Raw genomic sequence first — 17,328 nt, forward strand, 5'->3', positions numbered from 1 at the left:
TGCTGTATTTCATCTTACCTCCTTCGTATTATCTAAAATTCACTTCATTCGGGATGATTTCCACTTCATCGAACATGATCACGTTACCATCTGTGATGGTCACCCTTACGTCCGCACTATTGGCTCCGCTGATGTTGACGGTCAAATCATAAAGATAGCCCCGCTGGATATTATAGTCATTCATTAAGTTACCTCCCAAATAAATACGGTATTTCATGCCGATTGCATCCGTCGCACCAGGATAAGTATAAGTTCCCTCCAAATCCAGATACGTGCATCCCGTCAACGCTCCACCGTCTCCCGGTCCTTTTCCTGTCAGGTTCTTTTCAGCGAAACTCCCCCCTGTACCTGTACCCCGAAGATTCTCAGCCATGTGGAAACTGCGAGGTGTGTTCACCGGAAAAACACTTGTGCCATCCGTAGATTTAATTTCCACAACTGAACCGCTAACCGACGACAGATCGGGATACCGAGCTGTCAATGCTCCACCCCCACGTGCATAAAGCGCACTCTTCTCAGGCAAGTTATATACTTTTAAAGCAGTGATTGCCGCCTTTGCGCCATAGTTTGCTCCCTCCGTTGAAGTTATATCGGACGAAAGCCTCCATGTCACGTTTACCTTGGCGAATGCACGAAGCAACGGAGCCACCACCACCAGTTTACCCTCGGCACTGGCCGATGTCAACGGGCCGGAAGACAGCAAAGTAGGATTGCTACTCTGAAAATCAACAGTGACCGCTTTCAGTTTCGATTCTTTTTCAATTCCGCTGCCATCTGCAACCGTCTGTTCCGTAAACAAGTCGGAACCAGCATTGGCTATCACGTAAAACCGGCTTGCCGCTGTCGAGAAGTCCGAAGTAGCAACTTCAATGGTCATGTTCTCCTTCGGAATGCTCAGCTTTGAATTATCAAAATACTGGGCTTTCAGAAATGTTCCATCCACCAACTGCGTTCCGCCGTCACCAGTCGTACTGTATTGCACTACCCATACATTATCAATCATCACCTCGTTCAGCGTTCCTCCTCCCCGTGTGTTCACCTCCAACACTCCCGGCAAACTCAGCCGGAAGACCATGTTTCGCGATCCGGCGGAAGTCTCTTCCTCAGTGCAGCCTCCCATCGACGACAATAGAACCAATGCCATTGCCACTTGTCCCCAGAGATTCCTGAATCCTATTTTTACTCCATCCATATTGCTATTATAACTTTGTCTGTTTCTTCAAAACGATGATCCGGAAAAGCGTATCTATCCCTTTCCCAAATCATCGGTATTCAGCGTAATTGTATTATATTCTTTCACGGCCAGCGTCAGATCGGTTGGTTTCAGAATACCATAAAACGTCAACGTAAAGTCGAACTGATAAGTCATTCCCGGCAACAACACTTTCTGTATCTCGGCAGGGAACGAACTGACATAAGGGGTATCCGCATAATAATCCACTGTCAGATCTACATCGAACTTTATCAACGTCGAACCATCAACGGGAAGCAATACCTCTTTGCTGCTTTCACGCCATGCTATCGGATTTCCACCAGCCGGTTCCTGAAACGATTCAAAAGCGAATGAAGATTCATAGCCGGACGCTGTCCCCCATGCCGGTTGTCCCAGCGTATAAGCCAGCGAAGGCGGCAGTCCTGTTATGGTCACCCTATTGGCTTTCAATTTTTCGACACGTACCGGCGAGCCGTCTTTGGCTCTTACCCTCACCTGCACCTGTGCCCCCATTCTCTTAAACGGATTGGGCAGCGTCACGCTCATGTGGGTCTCTCCCATCTGGTTGGGTTGTACCACGATTCCTTTCAGCGTAGTATACATAAAGTCTTTGCCGTTCCCGACCGGAATCGTACCGTCCGTCTTTAGTTCCGGTACTTCGGTCGAGGAGTTATACGACACCAGATAAAGATCGTACGTCCCGCGGTATAAATAGAGTTCACCCGTGGCCACTCCATTCTTCACCGTATAGGTCTTACCGTCCAGCGGTTGGGTCTTTGTTGTGGAAGCATTGGCCGGAAAAGCGTAAACCTGGAATGTCTTTCCGTCTGCCATATCCGCCGGATCACCGTCCACACGCGTCGACGCCTCTCCTTCCACCAAGCGGCAGAGCCGGAAACTGAGCGCCACCGGCTCTCCTTCATCTCCGCCAGAACCGGACGCCCCGGGCATATCATCCCCCGAACATCCTGCCAGCCCAAGACTCCCCAAGCAGCAAAGGCCACAACCTATCCAATATTTCAGTCTCTTATTCATCATCGTTCTATTTTTGTCACCACAGATTACACAGAATTCTCACGGATTAATAATTTATCCTGGTTGATATTGAAGAGTAAATAATCTGTGTTAATCCGTGTAATCTGTGGTAAAACTTAAATTCCAATACTCGTATTCTGGTTCGCGTCACTCTTCCAGTCATCTATCTTCACCGAACTCAAGCTGCCCCCCATCTTGTCCACCGTGATCTGATAGACGTAGTGGGAACCGGCTTTCCATTCGGCACTTACCGATTTCGTTTCAAACGCATGGGCGTTTTCTGCCGACTCACCATTGATGCGAACCTTCAGGCGGAACGAAAGCACAGTTTCCTTTCCCGTCATCGGGGCTGTCAGGCAGCTCACATTCGGTGTAGCCTGCTGCTCTTTCAGCATGACCGGACTTGCCGCATCGGCAAGCGTCAGCAGGGAGGTGGACGACAGGCCATTGAGGACACCGGTCTTCAGGTTCATTGTGCCCGTACCCGACTGCAAACGGTTGGTTCCGCTCTGTATCTCTATCTGCACCAACTCCAGCTTATCCTTATTCGCCGAAGCCGACTTCACAATCCGGAAACTGACCTTTGCCAAAGCGTGTTTCATCTTGAAGCTGACCGCCCGGGCATCCGAAGTGGCCGTGACCGGCGCCAGCCCCGAAGCGGCGGATACTCCATAGAGATAGTCCGGCTGATCCGTCGCCAGAAAATCGGCTGCACCGGCGGTAGTCATCACCGATACGGGTACGGTGTGTTCGCCGTCGGCCTGATGGGTCACTCCCGCCACCGGAGGATGACAGGCATACAGAAGGGCATTGGCGGTAATCACCGGAGCAGCATCCGCACTCCAAGAGTTGTTCTGCAGCCGATACTCCGAAAACGGATTGCTGCCATAAGCCGCGTGAGCCTCAGTAGTGGCATATACACTGATCGCCTCGACGGCGGTGACGGCCGCACGGGTGGCGGCACTTCCCTCTCCGGTTTCCACTTCCACCCCGGTCAACCACAGAGGGCCGCCCGCAGGCAACGGATCGTCCGCCCCGCACGAGGTGAATAAGGCTGCGAGTAGCAGTACGGCTCCCATCGTGCCCTTATGGGCTTTCCTATTCTTCATCGGTCTATATTCTTTCTGTTTCATCTCTCTTCTTTTCTCAGGTTGCGCTTCCCACATTTTCTTCCGGTTCATCGCTGAAAGGCACCACGGTGACACCCGTCAGAATCAGTTCGTTGGTGGCGGTGAAGTTATATTGGTAGTTATATCCCGCCTGTAGCGTAAACGGCGACGCGTCGGTATAAGTCTTTTCCAGTTCCGTCGTCGTTTTCAGCTTGATGGTGAACTGCCGCAAGCCGGGACAGACTATCGCCACATAGGTATGGCGGACGGAAGTCGTCGTGCTTCCCGAGGCGCAATACGGAGTTATGGTTTCCGAGGCACCGGCATCGGTACGAATCCCCGTCCCGGACAGAGAGGCGCTCTCAGGTGTCTGCGACGACTGATAAGTCACCACCACAGTCACCTTCGCCGCTGCCGGCGCAAAGGTAAAGCTGCATTTATTTCCGTTCAATACTCCTGCCGCCGTCAACTGGTTACTTTTCCAGAAATTGGTTGGCGTGCTTTGATCGGCAAGGATACCGCTGAATTCCTCCGGAAAGGAAGCCGCAAAGGACTCTGATCCGGTAGTGGTCAACGCTGTTTGTCCGTCGGCCAGTCCCCAGCCGCCCTCCGCTTTGCGCTGATAGAGTGCACTTTCGGCAGTAACGGATTTCGATATTTCTATCCGGTCGCCGGTGGCGAACGTCCGTTTGTCATAGTCAGTCGCGTACGCGTCCCCCCCGGCACGGGTCACTCCTTGTCCTATTTCCGCCGATACTTCCAACGGAACAGGCAACGGATCCCCTTGGGCGCACGCTGCCAGGGCCAGCGCAATCCATACTCCTCCTATCCAATTCGTTCTCTTACCGTTCATTGTTCATCGTTTAATTCACCACAGAGTGACACAGAGTCACACGGAGGTTATTCGTTCATAATTCATCGTTACGTGAGACTTCCCGTATGCGACTCTCCGTTCTCCCATCCTTTGATCTCTTCTCCTACGGGCATCAGGATGTTGTTTTGCAACGTAAGGGTGTAGCTGTAATGGCTGCCCGCCTTCCGCTCGCAAGTCAGGCTGGCGGTATAGCTCACTCCGTTGTAGTCGGTCACCGTGACGGTGACCCGCTGCTGCTGCTCCGTAGGTGATTCGGCTGTCAGCGGTGACAGGATGCCGTGCCAGGTGTATTTCGTCTCGTCCGGACGATACAGGTAGATATCTTCATCAGCGGTTCCGCCGCTATAAAGCCCCTGGCCTTGCACGGTCATATACGCGAAGGGTTGTGTCAACGCATTCTTACCCTCAAATGTCAAGGTCAACTTGGTGTTGCGGTGCACAAAGGCATTCTCGTCTCCCGTGAAGGAGAGCACCCCGGTTGCACCGGAAGTCACCCCGGCACTGGTACGGAGCAAGTTACTGTTGCGGTAGTTCTCACCGTCCACACCTCCCGTTTTGTTTCGTTGATCGGCATAAATGCCGGAGTAATCGGCGGGATACATAGCCTGATAGGTAGCTCCCGACTCAAAAAGCAATTCCGAGCCCGCTGCCGAAGGGGTCCACTCTCCTGTGGCGGAAAGCGTATAATCCACCGGAGCGGACGAACTTCCGCTGCGAGTACGGGTGATACGGATGCGGTCGGCAGTAACGAAAGTGCTGCGGTCATAACCATTGTCGGTGGCAACGGCACGGGTGGGCGCCACCGTCCGCGCCGCATCCGGCACACTTATTTCGGCGGTCACCGTCAGCGGAGTTCCCTCCGGTACGGAGGGCAACGCCGTGTCATCGGCACATCCGGCCAGCACCGGCAGCAGACACACGATATAGAATTGAATTGCTTTCATACACATCATTTAAAAAATTATCATCCTATCGGCTTCATATCCTGGTCCACCGGAGTCTCAGCATTCCAAGGCAGAATGGCCGCGTCCTGCAAGGTCAGTCCCCGCTTACCCAGCGTCAACGTATATATGTATTGGTTTCCCCGATCCCATGCCTGATTGAAAACATCGGTCGTAAGGGTCAGTTCACGTTCGGTGGCGGTGTTACCCAAACCGGCTTCGCCCAGCCGCAAAGTCAAAGTGACCCGTACAGACGATGCCGCCGCCGTTTTCGGCGCCACCAGTCCATAGGCCACGGTAACAGCTCCGGTGGTTCCTATCTTCTGCGGGTTTGCCGAAGGGGTGAAGGTTAGCTTACCACTTGCAGACAATCCGGACAACGTCCCATCCGATAAAGCCATCGCACCCGAAGTGCCCGCAAGAAAGGGTGTAGCGCCTCCCTCAGCGGTCAGGTGGACGCTTTTTACATAATCATACACCGCATCCGCAGGCCGGTCAGTCGCATTCTGGATGCGAAACACCAGTTGTGCCAACGCATGTTGCAAGTAAATGGCAGGAGTGGCACTTTGGCTGTTGGCAGTGATGGGCTCAGCCGATCCCTGAGTGGAAATGGCGGAGCCGTATAGATAGTCATGGACGGAACAACCGTAGTCATTGGCTCCGTTAAAGGTCTGCCCCTCAGGCAGAGTTACCGGAAGTGTGGGCAGAGTGGTTCCGCTACCGGCCGTCAACGTCACGGTGGCAGGCGACCAGGCATGGAGCCTTGCCGTCCGGAGACTGACATAGGTAGGCGGGGTGCTGCTCCAACTGTTGCCGGAACCTTTGGTAAAGGTGGCTCCCGTGGCACTGCTACCGGGATAGAGACTACCGTCCGGAACTGCGAGGTAGATGCCGATGCTATTGATCCGGTCTGCACCCGTACCGATGCCATTAACAAGGGTACGGCTGGAGACGAGGGTAGCACCGGCATGAATACCGGGACGCAAGGGAACGCGGTCTCCGTCGGTGGCGGAAGAGTCTTCGCCGGAACAGGCACCGAAAAACAGGGCTACGCTCCAAAGGAGTAAAAAGGTAAATGGTCGGGTCATCTATTATTTGGTTTAATTCACCACAGAGGGACACTGAGTCTCACAGAGTTTTACTGTTCTAAACTGTTCATCATTGATCATTGATCGCTGGTCGTTCATCATTGCTCGTTCCGTCCTCTGTGGTGAATGTATTTCATAACTATTACCTATTGTATTTCTAAAGAACCTCCGGTTTTTCCACTCCACTGGGCTACGGTCACGCTGGTGATAGAGAGTTCTTTACCGCTGAGCTTGACGGTGTAGAGGTAATTCTCGCCGGCTTTCCAGGCATTCGTCGCAGCATTACCGAGACTGACCGCATAATCCTGACCGTCAATCTTGAGGGTGACCTCTACATTCGTTTTGTCCTGCGTCGATTCGGGCAGCACCAAGATACTTACTTTTTTCGAAGCGTCCTGGGCTGTGGTTCTGGCCTGCTGAGTGTCAGCCGAGGCTTTCTGCAAAGTATAATTCGAGATACCTCGTGTATAGGTCGCTGCCGCAGGACTGCTTCCCGGGGTTATCGTACCGTCCGAAATCTTCATTGTAGGAGTGGTACCGCCATCATTTAGTATAGTGCCGCTTTTGTTAGCAAGCACCAACTTGGTTAACGCACCGGTATTCTTATAAGTATGATCCGCGTATACCCGGAAGCTGACCATGGCAAGGGCATGCTTCATGGAGAGAGTGACCGTTCCCTCTTTACCGGATACGCCTTTTTTATAGCTGGCTTTCGGAGTACTTGTTTGGTCGGCATACATATAGTCCACTTCTCCCGAAGCTGTAAGAAGCTCTGTACTGCTACCGCTATTATCTGTTGAAGCATCAATCGCAGCAGATTCTGTCCCCGGAAATACAGAGATATTCACGGTAGAATTAGCAGTCACCTGCCCGCTTCCGTTCACCTTCAAAGCGGTACCGGTTGTCGCAAGCGCCCCGCCTGCCCCCGGTTTATAGGCCGGATAATGCGCATAGATGTTCGCCTCTTCCGCTGAGAGATAAATCTTATCCGTACCGCTATTACTCCAATTGCTGCCACTATAGGTATAAAGCCCATAATTATTCGTCGTATTATTGGTCGTCGTGTTGCTTGCGTATACCGCGATGCTTCCCATCGCAGTTCCGTCCGCAGACGCATCTGTGCCTTGTATCGCGCTGCGTGTCAGTGCCACCTGCGGCGACACCTGCAATTCTACTCTTTCCTCTTCGTCCGGACCTTCTCCGGGCAATGCGCTCTCACTGCACCCGACGGCAAGAAGCAACGCCGGAAGAGCGATCAGCCAATGTATTTTCATATTATGATTCATCATGTTTCGTTTTTCCTTTGATATATAATTCGTTTTTCTTTTGAGTTCACCACGGAGGACACAGAGGACACAGAGTTTTTTTTAGTCTTTCTATCTAATACCTCTTGAATAAATCCCCTCTGTGTACTCTGCGTACTCTGTGGTGAAATTACTCTGTGGTGAAATTATTCCGCCTCCAGGTCACCGTCCACCGTCACCGTAGTCCACGGTTGCGCGGTCACGGAGGTGATTCCTAATTCATGGTCATTGATGGTCAGCGTCACGGTGTGGGACATGCCTGCCTGCAACAGATTCTCTCCGGCGACGTAGTTCACCGTTAAACCGCTGAACGTGCCTATGGAAGTTTCTACAGTCAGTGTATAGGTGTCGCCCGCCTGTAAAGGGGGCACCTGTATCGTTCCTATTTCCACGGGAGCGGTACCGGTCACCTCGGTTCCCGGTCCGGCAAGGCTCAGTGAGAGTCCGGCGGGATGTTCCTCCGTAGCGCTGAACACCGGCACTCCCGTAGCCAACGTCAAGGCAGCGCAAGGCAGCGCCCCGTTCACCGTAATCCGGCGGATGCTTACAGCCACTCCGTCCGTCAGGCCCTTGCAGGCTTTGAAGCAGAGCTGTGTGAGCAGGTGGTTGAACTCCAGCGGACGGTCCGCCTTCAAGCGGTTGCCGGCAAAGCGCTCACCTTCCCACTTGTTGCCGCGAAGCTCGGCGGCATAAAGCAGGTCGGTCTGTCCCGTAAGCACGAAAGACGCCACGCCGCTTACCGGAACGGCCGCCGGAGCGAAAGCAGTCAGGTAGAGCCAGTCGCCCGAAGGGGGGAATACAGGCTCGGCTTCCGCCGCCGCTTTCCACTCCATAGCGCCGTCAGTCCGGACCGTGGCGTCCCAAGCGCCTTCGTATGCCTCCGATAAAGAAGCGTAGTCACCCTTCACAGTAGAAAGTGCCACCGTAGCTTCGAACTCCTGTTCCGGCAGATTGCCGGCAGCGGCATCCCTCGACAGCGCTCCGTCCCGTGCGCAGAGCTGCACCGGGACCCTCTCTTCCATCAAGAGAGAGTCGCCGGCGGCCGTACAGCCGGAAACCCATGCGCCCAGCAGGGCGAAGAGGCTTATCTGTGTAAAAGAGTGTTTCGTCAACATGGGCTACAGGGAAATTTATTCTAATGTCGCGCTGCCGTCAGCACCGGCCTTCCATGGAGTCACGGTAGCGGTAGCCGTCACTTTGGTAGCATTCGCACCCTTCGGCTCTTTCACTGTCAAGGTGATCAGGTGGGCTTCGCCTTTCACTGTAGCCAGATCATCTCCGCTCGCAGCCTTAACGGGCACATTGTGGAAAGGAATATCTGTGCCGCCTACATTGATAATGGCGCAAACCGTCAGTTTAGCCGCAGGACGGATCATGACCGGTGTACCCACTTTCACGGCTTCCGCCGACAGCACATTGTTAGAAATGCCCGGGACAGGAAGAGTACCACCATTGATATTGTCCCACGTCACATCGCCATTGGTGGCGTTCACCATGGTAGGACGATAAGCCTCCTGCACCTCAATGCTTTTCAGGCTGACCGTTTTACCTGCCCACTCTCCTTTGCTCTCGGCAATCGGTTCCAGTTTCATCGCAAAATTAAGCTGAGTGGTGAGGTGATCAAAAACCAGAGCGGCTGTTTGCGAGACCCCGCTGTTGCCGGCCTCTACTTCCTTCGCATACATCACGTCCTGCTGTCCGTCTGTCTGAAGGATCTTTACTGTAGTCGCACTCACCTCGCCTGCGGGAGAGACTGCCGCCAGGAAAGAATTGGTCTCCGCACTTGTCGCATGATGGTAAAGAGTGGGATTCAGCCCTAAAGTGGCGGCAGAACTGCCGCCTACCGTGAAAGTGGTGTTCGACACAGTGGCACGTGCATTCAGCGTTCCGTCATCGGCAACATCGTTCTTGGTGACCGGAGTAAACTCCGTCCAATCTCCCGATGTTCCGTCGTGCATCAGCACGGTAGCTGTCACCTCGGCTCCTTCGGCAGCCACAGCACGGCTGGTGGCCAGACCCTGTACGCTCTGCGACACCCGGATAGGGGTTGCGTTCACCGGACCCTCGGGCAGACTGTCCGTGTCATTGCTTGAGCAGCCCGCCAATAGGAGTGCCATGGCCGCTACACTTAATTTCGTTTTCATCATTTTTTTTAAGTTTATAGTTAATAATATAGTTGTTATTTCAAGGATTCACCGCTTACCTTGCCTCCATCCAGTTCGCCGCTTCCCGGTTTCCCCGCCTGCCACTCTCCTACTGTGGCCACGGCGCTTATCTCTACAGGATCGGGTGCGGAAGGTGAGGGTAACTCCACCTTCACCGTATAAGAGATGCCTCCCTCGCCCGTCCCGCCTCCTTCGAAACGGATGGGAAGTTCCCGGTAGACCCGGTCGTGTGTACGGTCATCGTCCACGGCCAGCGTCAGGTCGAGGGTGAACGTAGCCGAAGGTTGCACCAACACATAGCCCGGAAGAGAAAGTTTGCCATCGGTAAACCCTAATCCGTCCCCTCCTTCCTCAACGGTATAGATGGGCACCGAAACCGTTTCATCCGCAGCGGTAAGCAGTTCCGTAGCAAGCGAAAGGCTGACCTCGCCCGCCAGGCCATTGAGGTGGAGCTCACGGACGCGAAGCCCTTCGGTGTCTTCCGCCTCGATGGTGAGGGCAAAACTGAGTCGGGTCAGCAGATGGCGATACATCAGCGATTGTTCTTCCGCCGGACCGAAAAGTGACGACAGCGAACCGGACTGTTCCCCGGTCAGCATCAGGTCTTCTTCGCCCGTGAGCCGGTAAGTCAGGCTGCCATCCACCGCCAGGGGAGCCGGGGGATAATATCCCCTCAGAAAGAGTGCCGAACCGTCAGCGGGATAATAGCGTTCGGGGGTGAGGCGGATCTCGTTGTCCGTAGCCACCCCGTCCCAGGCACCGTTGTACTCTCCCGTGCGGCTTCCATAGGCAATGCCCACGGAAGTTTCGCCAAAGACGCTGACCAACGCACGGGTGCGGATGCCTGTGTAAAGCCGGATGGGGACAGGCTCTACCTCGGGACGCGGCTCAAGGGTGCGCTCGGTGCAGGAGCAGAAGCAGAAGCCAATAAGAGCGACCGCTTTTATCATATATTTCGGCTTGAATATCATATTCCCAATCTTCTTGTTTTAGTTCACCACTATTATTAAAACCTATACCCCACGCCCACGTTGATCCCCGTCAGCCCCCAACGGACGGACGAGGCACCGTGATGATAGTATGCATGGGGCGGCTCGTTGTCGTAGGCCTTCGCCGAGGCATTGCGATAGCCTCCACGTATCCCGGCTTCTATCCCCCAATGGCGTGACAGGGGCAGATAGACACCGAAAGAAAGTCCGGTATGCCAGTAGCGTCCTGTGCGGCTGGCTCCTGTAGCGTCCGCATCTCCCGAAGGTGAGGGCTGATAGTCGAAGTCGCCCAGTTGCCCGTAAACTCCCAGATAGAACCGGCGGTAACGCCCGTCTCCCCTAAGCCACAGGCGGGATTCGAGGCTAATGCCCGAAACACCCCAGAAACGGTGCTCCTTCCCCCCTTTCCAACCGGAATATGCCGCCGAGGCCACCACTGACCAACGACGGGCAAAGCACAGTTCGGCAGCCAGGTTGGGACGGAAAGCCGCCAAACGACCCTCCGGCGTCAGACCCGCCCAGTCGGACAGATTGGTTTTCAGGGAGAAGATGACCCGCGAGGGCCCGACCTGCGCAGGGTATGTGTGCTCCGCCGCGAGCGGGCGGGACTGTTCGTGAAGAGCAGGTGCCGGGCACGTTCCGCCTTCCGGCAACGAAGGAGCCCGTGCGGGCAAAAGCGGATAACGGGAGGCATACCCGGCATAGCGGGAAGGGCTCAGGGTATCAGCCGCCAACGGTTCGCGCAGGCATACCACCACCACATCGCGCTCCTCGTCGGGACACGGCACGGCATGGTTGTGTGTCACAAACCAGGCTTCTTTCATCCCCTTGCGGGTGATAAGTTCGGATTTCACACGGCTGCTGCGTACATAACCCAGTCGGAGATTATCGCGCACACTGCTCCCCGACGTACAGTAACCGTCTACGTAGATGCGCATCTTTCCATCCACGATGGAGGAACGGAAAGCGGTGACTGCCGCAAAAAGCCGTTTCAGTTCGTGGTCGTTGCCACGATAGTCGGCATACAGCACATCACGCCCCTGTACAAAACGGAATGTATGCAGCGAATCGCACCGCCGGGCAGGGCAAACGCCGCCCTCTTGTCCCAAGGCAGGGGCGGAAAGCAGAAAGACATATAGGAGCAGAAGTAAAATCCGGTTCATGGCAGACAATCTCTAAAAATCAAATTACAAACACAATTCCGTCAAATGAATCTCACCGAAGATGCTGCGCATCATCTGGTTGACCACACCCATACGGGAAGCGACTACTCCATAGCGTCCGTAGACACGCTGTTCGTCCACGTCGGGAGAAACCGGGTGTACACCCTCGTTCAGTATCAGCAAAAGGGATAAAAGGTTGACAGACTCCAAAGGCTTACAGAGTTCGTACGACTCCGGCTTATCCGGAGCCTCCCGACAGACACAACGAACCAAGCCTCCGCCCTCTAATTGAAGCAGAAGTACGGAAGCATCTTCAAAAATACAGTCAGCAGGATGGTAAGGACAGCCGCAGGATGTGTCCCGATAATAGATATAACGCAAAAGCCTGATGGCTTCCTGAGTAATTGCTGTAAGCATATTTTCTTGTTTTGTTGTGTGATGGCCGTTACTTTGTAGGTAACGGCACATGACAGACCGAAGTGTCAGCGGGCGTCTTACTCTCTAAACATCAGAAATAAAAACATTTATACGTTTAGCAACCGGCATAAAATGTCAATATCGCATTTAAACATTTAAATGTGAAAGCCACTCACATGCGGTTTTTCTTCATAAAAAGATAAAAAGGCAGGTAAAAAAGACAGTATGGAAGATTATTTGGAGATTTAAACGAAATTATTTACGGTTTTATTTGGATATTTGCTTTGTTTTGTTCACTTTTGTGCAATTATATTCGTGCCGTTACCTACAAATTAACGGCTGATTATCAGCCAGATACTACTACACAGCAGCATTCATCTGTCCCATAGTGTACTTTATGATTCCTTCGTTGACACGGTTCAACTCTTCCTCTTCAAAAGGTTTCAGGTACGTCTCCGTCACTTTAACGGACGAGTGCCCCATAGCATTGGCAATCAAGCCTATCGGTACTTTTTGATGGAAGGCGGTTGTTGCCCATGTATGGCGGATGGTATACGAACTGATGCGGACACCCAGCCCCAACACCTTGGAAAGCCTGTCCAGGCGATGGTTGAACTTGCGGAGTTCCCGTTGATACGTTTTATATCCCGCCTCGCTCCCCCATTCGCAGGTCCCCAGGATGGGGAAAAGATAGTCCGATCCCTCCTGAGAGTTTGCATCGAGATCGATCAGAGCCTGCGTCTCCGCCGAAACAAGGGCAGTCAGCGCACGCCCCGTCTTCTTACGCTTGTACGTCAGCCGCTTCTTGGGCTGCAAGCCCTCGGCAGGCAGATAGGCATAGTCGGCAAAAGACATCCCACGGAAACGATACATCAGGCTGGCGCGTACGCATGCCGTACGAAGCGACTTGGGAAGTGCGGAAAGGTCGGCATTGAGTATCCTGCTCATGACATCGGGTTCGATGGCACGCTTGATACCGGCACGCGTACCGGTGCCGACGTCGCTGAACAGCATAGGGTCATAGTCCTCTACTATCTTCTCGCGAACTGCCCTGCGATAAGCGGCTTTGAGCATACGGAGGTAGGTGGAAACCGTATTCTCCCTCTTACCCGCTCCCCTCAAATGATTTTCGTACCGTTTCAGACATTCGGGCGTGAGCACACCGAACGGAACAGCCTTATTTCCGCAAAAAGCGGAGAACGACTTCATGGCACAATCGTACACGTGGGCAGTGCCGTAACGCCCGCCCGACTTCATCTTTTTGACCAGAGAAGCTAAATAAAATGTTAAACTTTGTTTTTTCATATTTTATCAATTTAATTACAAATAACACCTCTCGCGCGTTCCGGTTCATTGCGGGCGCACGCGATGAAACATCAGGACAAATGACCAAATGCCCGATAAACAGAGGGATCGGGGGAAAAGAACTATTCAAAAAATTCATATATCTTTGCGCCCCAAAATGTAAATTAACTGCTTTTCGGCAGAAATTATAAACATTTAAATGATTTAAAAACATGAACAATCAACACCCAAACTGGCTACTCGAAGGATTCCATCCGATATCCACCGTAGCCGTCGCTTATTTTCCGGACTTACAGGCCAACAGTTCAGCAATCCGCCGCTTCCGCAGCGAAATACAGAAGCACCCCCGACTTGCCCGGGAACTGGCGGAAGCGGAATACCACCCGCACACCCTGATGCTTTCTCCCAGACAAATCAGTATCATCATCCGGCATTGGGGCATGCCGGACGAAGCAGGATTATTGATCACCCGAAACCCGGAATTGAGGGAGACTCTGCTCAATCGTGACCGGAAATTCGACTGATATATTCATATATCTTTTTTTGTTAGTATTTATTATATGGCCCACCTGATATTTTTGAGGGGTGACAAGACACCGCATAAACATCTGTGAACCAAACGATAAGAGACAGAGAAAAGGTGGCTCCGGCACTGGCCCACCTATGGAGGACGAAACGGGGAGGAAACGGAGCCTCAAACGCAGGCAAACAGAGCCTCCGTCACAGGCCGACAGAGGCTCTGCCGGAGAGAAACGGAGCCTCTGTAGCCGCCCTCCCCAGCCTATCCCCCCCGAAAAACAAACAGGAAGCAACAGAGAGTGACTTGTTCCAACCAATCAGAACCCGTTTTTTGGAGAGAGGGCGAAGGGAGGGTACTTTTGCGGAGAGTTCACCACAGAGTAGCACAGAGCGACACAAAGTTTTTGTTTCTTTTTGATAACCGGTACACTTGAAAAAATATTTTCTCTATGTTACTCTGTGGTGAGAAATCAGATTAGAAATCCATTAAAAACAAAACTGCCATGAAAACACCAACTGTCGAAATGCTGAAAAAAGGCTATATCGTCATCCCAAAATCTCTGTTAGAAAACTATTTCGCCACTCACGGACAAACAGAGGGACGATTCGAAGCCCTGATACGGGTATTGATGAACGTCAACTACTCGGATACGGAGTGCGACTCGTGCGGACAGCACTTCATCTGCCACCGCGGAGAATCACCCCACAGCCTGCTCCACTGGGCGAGCCTGCTGGGCTGGAAACGCACGCAAACCCGGCACTTCTTCAATGCAATGATCAAAGAAGGCATCATCGAGCGGCTACCCTCTCCCAACGGAATGATGCGGATACGAGTCAACAACTACGACTTATGGACGGGGAAGCTGAAAGCGTATGAAACGGGAAACAGTTCGTCGGACCGGAGTTTCCACCTCTTCTGGGAAAAGTATCACGAGATGACGCAAACAGCCAAAGTAAACATCGGACGTGCAAGGCGCGAATGGAAAAAGCTGAGCGAACCCGAACGACAGGCAGCCATCGAAAGCGTGGAGGAATACTATTGTCACTTGAATGACACACGGTTCTGCAAACAAGCAGCGATGTATCTGGCGGATAAAGCGTTTCTGAATGAATATGAAATGTAAGGTACACGCGCGCGTACATTATATATAAACGAATCAGGGTTCACCACAGATTTCACAGATTAACACAGATTTAAAATTAAAAGGGGAACACCGAAAAATAGAACCGGAACTATGAGAGAAATCAATCGCTCACCACAGATTACACGGATTAACACAGATTTATCTATTTCTCAATCTGTGTTAATCCGTGTAATCTGTGGTGAAAAACATTAAAACTCTGTGTACTCCGTGTACTCTGTGGTGAACAACCTTATCGCTGACCGAGCTGAGAGTCGATAAAGAAAATACCGGAATCACCGGCTCTCTTAATCTTATCGATAATGCCCTGTGCAGTAGCTTCTTCTTCTACCTGTTCGCGAACGAATCCCCAAAGGAAATCCTGAGTCGCTTTATCTTTTTCGGCTGCGGCCATGTCGACCAATGCATCCACTAATTTCGATACATGGCGTTCGTGCTCAAAGACGTGTTCAAACACTTCGAGGGGAGTACCCCAACCGGTAGGAACAACATCTACCTTATCTACTTTGGCCGTACCGCCACGTTTAATAATATATTCGGCCATGGCATAAGCATGCCCCATCTCTTCTTGAGATTGCTTCTTCATCCAATGTGCAAAACCGCTAAAACCTTCTCTTTCAAAATAGAAAGACATAGACAAATACAGATTAGAAGACCACATCTCGGCTGTAATCTGTTCGTTAATTGCATTCTGTAATTTCTCTGAAATCATAATCGTATTCATTTTAAGTTATTAAAATCACTACAAAAATAACAATTTTAAAAGATAGATTGTTCGGAGATTACACTAATTCCTCCGAAGTATAGCCCTTCGGTAATTCACGGCAGTTATAGCCGGAAGCCATAATCTCGCCATAAGCACCGGCGGAACGAAGGGCAATCAAGTCGCCACGCTTCACCTTATTCAGATCGACGGCTTTGCCAAAAACGTCGGACGACTCACAGATGGGACCTACCACGTCGTAGGTTTCAACTGTCGTATCCTCGGAAGTCAGGTTCTCCATCTTGTGATGGGCCTGATAGAGTGCCGGACGAATCAGGTCGGTCATACCGGCATCGAGAATGGCGAACTGCTTGTTGGTGCCTTGCTTGACATAAAGCACCTTGGAGATCAGCGAACCGCATTGTCCCGTGATGGCACGCCCCAGTTCGAAATGTAAAGTCTGGTGCGGACGAAGTTTCAGATGTTCATCGTACGTACGGAAGTAGTCGGCAAAGTCCGGAATGGCCTGACGATTGGGGTGATCGTAATCAATGCCCAGTCCGCCGCCTACGTTGATATGTTCCACGAGGATGTGACGGGCTTCGAGCTTATCCTGCAACTCGTTGACACGGTTGCAAAGCGCAATGAAATCCCCCATATCGAGAATCTGCGAACCGATGTGGAAATGAAGGCCGATAAACTTCACGTTCTTCATGCCCAAAGCCACGTCGATCACCTTATCCATATCGTGCATGCTGATGCCGAATTTGTTTTCGGCCAGCCCGGTAGTGATATTGGCATGGGTATGCGCACCGACATTGGGGTTGATGCGGAAAGCAACGTTGGCTACTTTGCCCTTGGCAGCGGCCAGTTCGTTGATGATTTCCAATTCAGGAACCGACTCGACGTTGAAACAGAAAATATCGTAATCGAGTCCCAGGTTGATCTCCCAATCAGCTTTGCCTACACCGGCAAAGACGATCTTCCCGGCAGGAAAACCGGCTTTGATGGCAGCACGGATTTCACCTCCGCTGACACAGTCGGCACCCAGTCCGCTTTCGCGGATGATGGTCAGTACCTTGGAATTGGCATTGGCCTTGACGGCATAGTGTACACTGAAGTTGTCGTAACGTGCCACCTCACGGTTGACGCACGCCAGCGTGTCGCGAAGCACCTTTGTATCATAATAATAAAAAGGGGTCTGCAACTCGCGGAATTTATGAATGGGGAATACAGTTTTCATTTTGAAAAATTACTAATCAGTTTTGAATTCACCACAGATTACACGGATTTTCACAGATTAATAATTTATCTCGTTGATATTTTAAGATTAAAAGTTCTGTGTTAATCTGTGCAATCTG

Annotated in this window: 18 protein-coding genes; 3 read left to right on the top strand and 15 right to left on the bottom strand. The window is 52.1% G+C overall.

Going from position 1 to position 17,328, the window contains the following annotated elements; genetic code table 11:
* Window positions 1-28 precede the first annotated feature (28 nt).
* The 13 genes from ISX59_RS15175 to ISX59_RS15235 all read right to left on the bottom strand — a co-directional run bounded on the left by ISX59_RS15175 (window position 29) and on the right by ISX59_RS15235 (window position 13,603).
* Window positions 29-1,192: a DUF4906 domain-containing protein gene (locus ISX59_RS15175; RefSeq protein WP_220576033.1), complete on the bottom strand. Its 1,164-nt coding sequence runs from the start codon at window positions 1,190-1,192 to the stop codon at window positions 29-31.
* 54 nt (window positions 1,193-1,246) lie between these two features.
* The gene (locus tag ISX59_RS15180) at window positions 1,247-2,248 is read right to left on the bottom strand and encodes a fimbrillin family protein (protein WP_220576054.1); all 1,002 of its coding nucleotides are present in this window, start codon (window positions 2,246-2,248) and stop codon (window positions 1,247-1,249) included.
* Window positions 2,249-2,364: 116 nt separating this feature from the next.
* Window positions 2,365-3,381: a fimbrillin family protein gene (locus ISX59_RS15185; protein ID WP_255580229.1), complete on the bottom strand. Its 1,017-nt coding sequence runs from the start codon at window positions 3,379-3,381 to the stop codon at window positions 2,365-2,367.
* A gap of 13 nt (window positions 3,382-3,394) precedes the next feature.
* The gene (locus ISX59_RS15190) at window positions 3,395-4,210 is read right to left on the bottom strand and encodes a fimbrillin family protein (protein ID WP_220576034.1); all 816 of its coding nucleotides are present in this window, start codon (window positions 4,208-4,210) and stop codon (window positions 3,395-3,397) included.
* 68 nt (window positions 4,211-4,278) lie between these two features.
* Window positions 4,279-5,184 (bottom strand): fimbrillin family protein, encoded by a 906-nt coding sequence (locus tag ISX59_RS15195; RefSeq protein WP_220576035.1) that lies wholly within the window; start codon window positions 5,182-5,184, stop codon window positions 4,279-4,281.
* An 11-nt stretch (window positions 5,185-5,195) separates the two neighbouring features.
* Window positions 5,196-6,260 (bottom strand): fimbrillin family protein, encoded by a 1,065-nt coding sequence (locus ISX59_RS15200; RefSeq protein ID WP_220576036.1) that lies wholly within the window; start codon window positions 6,258-6,260, stop codon window positions 5,196-5,198.
* Between the two features lie 146 nt (window positions 6,261-6,406).
* Window positions 6,407-7,549 (bottom strand): fimbrillin family protein, encoded by a 1,143-nt coding sequence (locus ISX59_RS15205; RefSeq protein ID WP_220576037.1) that lies wholly within the window; start codon window positions 7,547-7,549, stop codon window positions 6,407-6,409.
* A 161-nt stretch (window positions 7,550-7,710) separates the two neighbouring features.
* On the bottom strand, window positions 7,711-8,679 hold the full coding sequence (locus ISX59_RS15210; protein ID WP_188520552.1) for a fimbrillin family protein: 969 nt from the start codon (window positions 8,677-8,679) through the stop codon (window positions 7,711-7,713).
* A 15-nt stretch (window positions 8,680-8,694) separates the two neighbouring features.
* Window positions 8,695-9,711, bottom strand: coding sequence for a fimbrillin family protein (locus ISX59_RS15215; RefSeq protein ID WP_188520553.1), 1,017 nt, complete (start codon window positions 9,709-9,711; stop codon window positions 8,695-8,697).
* Window positions 9,712-9,743: 32 nt separating this feature from the next.
* A complete protein-coding gene (locus ISX59_RS15220; RefSeq protein ID WP_234185293.1) occupies window positions 9,744-10,679 on the bottom strand; it encodes a fimbrillin family protein in 936 nt (311 codons plus the stop codon).
* Window positions 10,680-10,735: 56 nt separating this feature from the next.
* Window positions 10,736-11,881: a DUF3575 domain-containing protein gene (locus tag ISX59_RS15225; protein WP_220576038.1), complete on the bottom strand. Its 1,146-nt coding sequence runs from the start codon at window positions 11,879-11,881 to the stop codon at window positions 10,736-10,738.
* A gap of 24 nt (window positions 11,882-11,905) precedes the next feature.
* On the bottom strand, window positions 11,906-12,298 hold the full coding sequence (locus ISX59_RS15230) for a hypothetical protein (protein ID WP_005806999.1): 393 nt from the start codon (window positions 12,296-12,298) through the stop codon (window positions 11,906-11,908).
* Between the two features lie 360 nt (window positions 12,299-12,658).
* Window positions 12,659-13,603, bottom strand: coding sequence for a site-specific integrase (locus ISX59_RS15235; RefSeq protein ID WP_044301840.1), 945 nt, complete (start codon window positions 13,601-13,603; stop codon window positions 12,659-12,661).
* 212 nt (window positions 13,604-13,815) lie between these two features.
* Here ISX59_RS15235 and ISX59_RS15240 point away from each other — a divergent pair, with 212 nt between their 5' ends.
* The 3 genes from ISX59_RS15240 to ISX59_RS15250 all read left to right on the top strand — a co-directional run bounded on the left by ISX59_RS15240 (window position 13,816) and on the right by ISX59_RS15250 (window position 15,246).
* Entirely contained in the window at window positions 13,816-14,127 is a 312-nt protein-coding gene (locus ISX59_RS15240; protein WP_005780047.1) for a DUF4248 domain-containing protein, read from the top strand.
* Between the two features lie 86 nt (window positions 14,128-14,213).
* Window positions 14,214-14,540 carry a hypothetical protein gene (locus ISX59_RS15245; protein ID WP_220576039.1) on the top strand — a complete coding sequence of 109 codons (327 nt, stop codon included), beginning with the start codon at window positions 14,214-14,216 and terminating at the stop codon, window positions 14,538-14,540.
* 85 nt (window positions 14,541-14,625) lie between these two features.
* Window positions 14,626-15,246, top strand: coding sequence for a hypothetical protein (locus ISX59_RS15250; RefSeq protein ID WP_005780050.1), 621 nt, complete (start codon window positions 14,626-14,628; stop codon window positions 15,244-15,246).
* Between the two features lie 250 nt (window positions 15,247-15,496).
* On the opposite strand, the gene ISX59_RS15255 is transcribed toward ISX59_RS15250, so the two are convergent.
* Together ISX59_RS15255 and lysA are read right to left on the bottom strand one after the other, a co-directional pair.
* Window positions 15,497-15,976, bottom strand: a complete 480-nt coding sequence (locus ISX59_RS15255) for a ferritin (protein ID WP_005807003.1) — start codon at window positions 15,974-15,976, stop codon at window positions 15,497-15,499.
* A gap of 70 nt (window positions 15,977-16,046) precedes the next feature.
* Window positions 16,047-17,210, bottom strand: coding sequence for a diaminopimelate decarboxylase (gene lysA / locus ISX59_RS15260; protein WP_032530439.1), 1,164 nt, complete (start codon window positions 17,208-17,210; stop codon window positions 16,047-16,049).
* Between the last annotated feature and the right edge of the window lie 118 nt (window positions 17,211-17,328).

The organism is Bacteroides sp. FSHCM14E1, from assembly GCF_019633785.1.
In the GTDB taxonomy this organism is placed as follows: Bacteria; Bacteroidota; Bacteroidia; order Bacteroidales; family Bacteroidaceae; genus Bacteroides; species Bacteroides hominis.

Bases quoted from the DNA above. Each gene is read 5' to 3' on its own strand.
- ISX59_RS15175 (WP_220576033.1), bottom strand. From the start codon at position 1,192: ATGGATGGAGTAAAAATAGGATTCAGGAATCTCTGGGGACAAGTGGCA.
- ISX59_RS15180 (WP_220576054.1), bottom strand. From the start codon at position 2,248: ATGAATAAGAGACTGAAATATTGGATAGGTTGTGGCCTTTGCTGCTTG.
- ISX59_RS15185 (WP_255580229.1), bottom strand. From the start codon at position 3,381: ATGAAACAGAAAGAATATAGACCGATGAAGAATAGGAAAGCCCATAAG.
- ISX59_RS15190 (WP_220576034.1), bottom strand. From the start codon at position 4,210: ATGAACGGTAAGAGAACGAATTGGATAGGAGGAGTATGGATTGCGCTG.
- ISX59_RS15195 (WP_220576035.1), bottom strand. From the start codon at position 5,184: ATGATGTGTATGAAAGCAATTCAATTCTATATCGTGTGTCTGCTGCCG.
- ISX59_RS15200 (WP_220576036.1), bottom strand. From the start codon at position 6,260: ATGACCCGACCATTTACCTTTTTACTCCTTTGGAGCGTAGCCCTGTTT.
- ISX59_RS15205 (WP_220576037.1), bottom strand. From the start codon at position 7,549: ATGATGAATCATAATATGAAAATACATTGGCTGATCGCTCTTCCGGCG.
- ISX59_RS15210 (WP_188520552.1), bottom strand. From the start codon at position 8,679: ATGTTGACGAAACACTCTTTTACACAGATAAGCCTCTTCGCCCTGCTG.
- ISX59_RS15215 (WP_188520553.1), bottom strand. From the start codon at position 9,711: ATGATGAAAACGAAATTAAGTGTAGCGGCCATGGCACTCCTATTGGCG.
- ISX59_RS15220 (WP_234185293.1), bottom strand. From the start codon at position 10,679: ATGATAAAAGCGGTCGCTCTTATTGGCTTCTGCTTCTGCTCCTGCACC.
- ISX59_RS15225 (WP_220576038.1), bottom strand. From the start codon at position 11,881: ATGAACCGGATTTTACTTCTGCTCCTATATGTCTTTCTGCTTTCCGCC.
- ISX59_RS15230 (WP_005806999.1), bottom strand. From the start codon at position 12,298: ATGCTTACAGCAATTACTCAGGAAGCCATCAGGCTTTTGCGTTATATC.
- ISX59_RS15235 (WP_044301840.1), bottom strand. From the start codon at position 13,603: ATGAAAAAACAAAGTTTAACATTTTATTTAGCTTCTCTGGTCAAAAAG.
- ISX59_RS15240 (WP_005780047.1), top strand. From the start codon at position 13,816: ATGAACAATCAACACCCAAACTGGCTACTCGAAGGATTCCATCCGATA.
- ISX59_RS15250 (WP_005780050.1), top strand. From the start codon at position 14,626: ATGAAAACACCAACTGTCGAAATGCTGAAAAAAGGCTATATCGTCATC.
- ISX59_RS15255 (WP_005807003.1), bottom strand. From the start codon at position 15,976: ATGATTTCAGAGAAATTACAGAATGCAATTAACGAACAGATTACAGCC.
- lysA (WP_032530439.1), bottom strand. From the start codon at position 17,210: ATGAAAACTGTATTCCCCATTCATAAATTCCGCGAGTTGCAGACCCCT.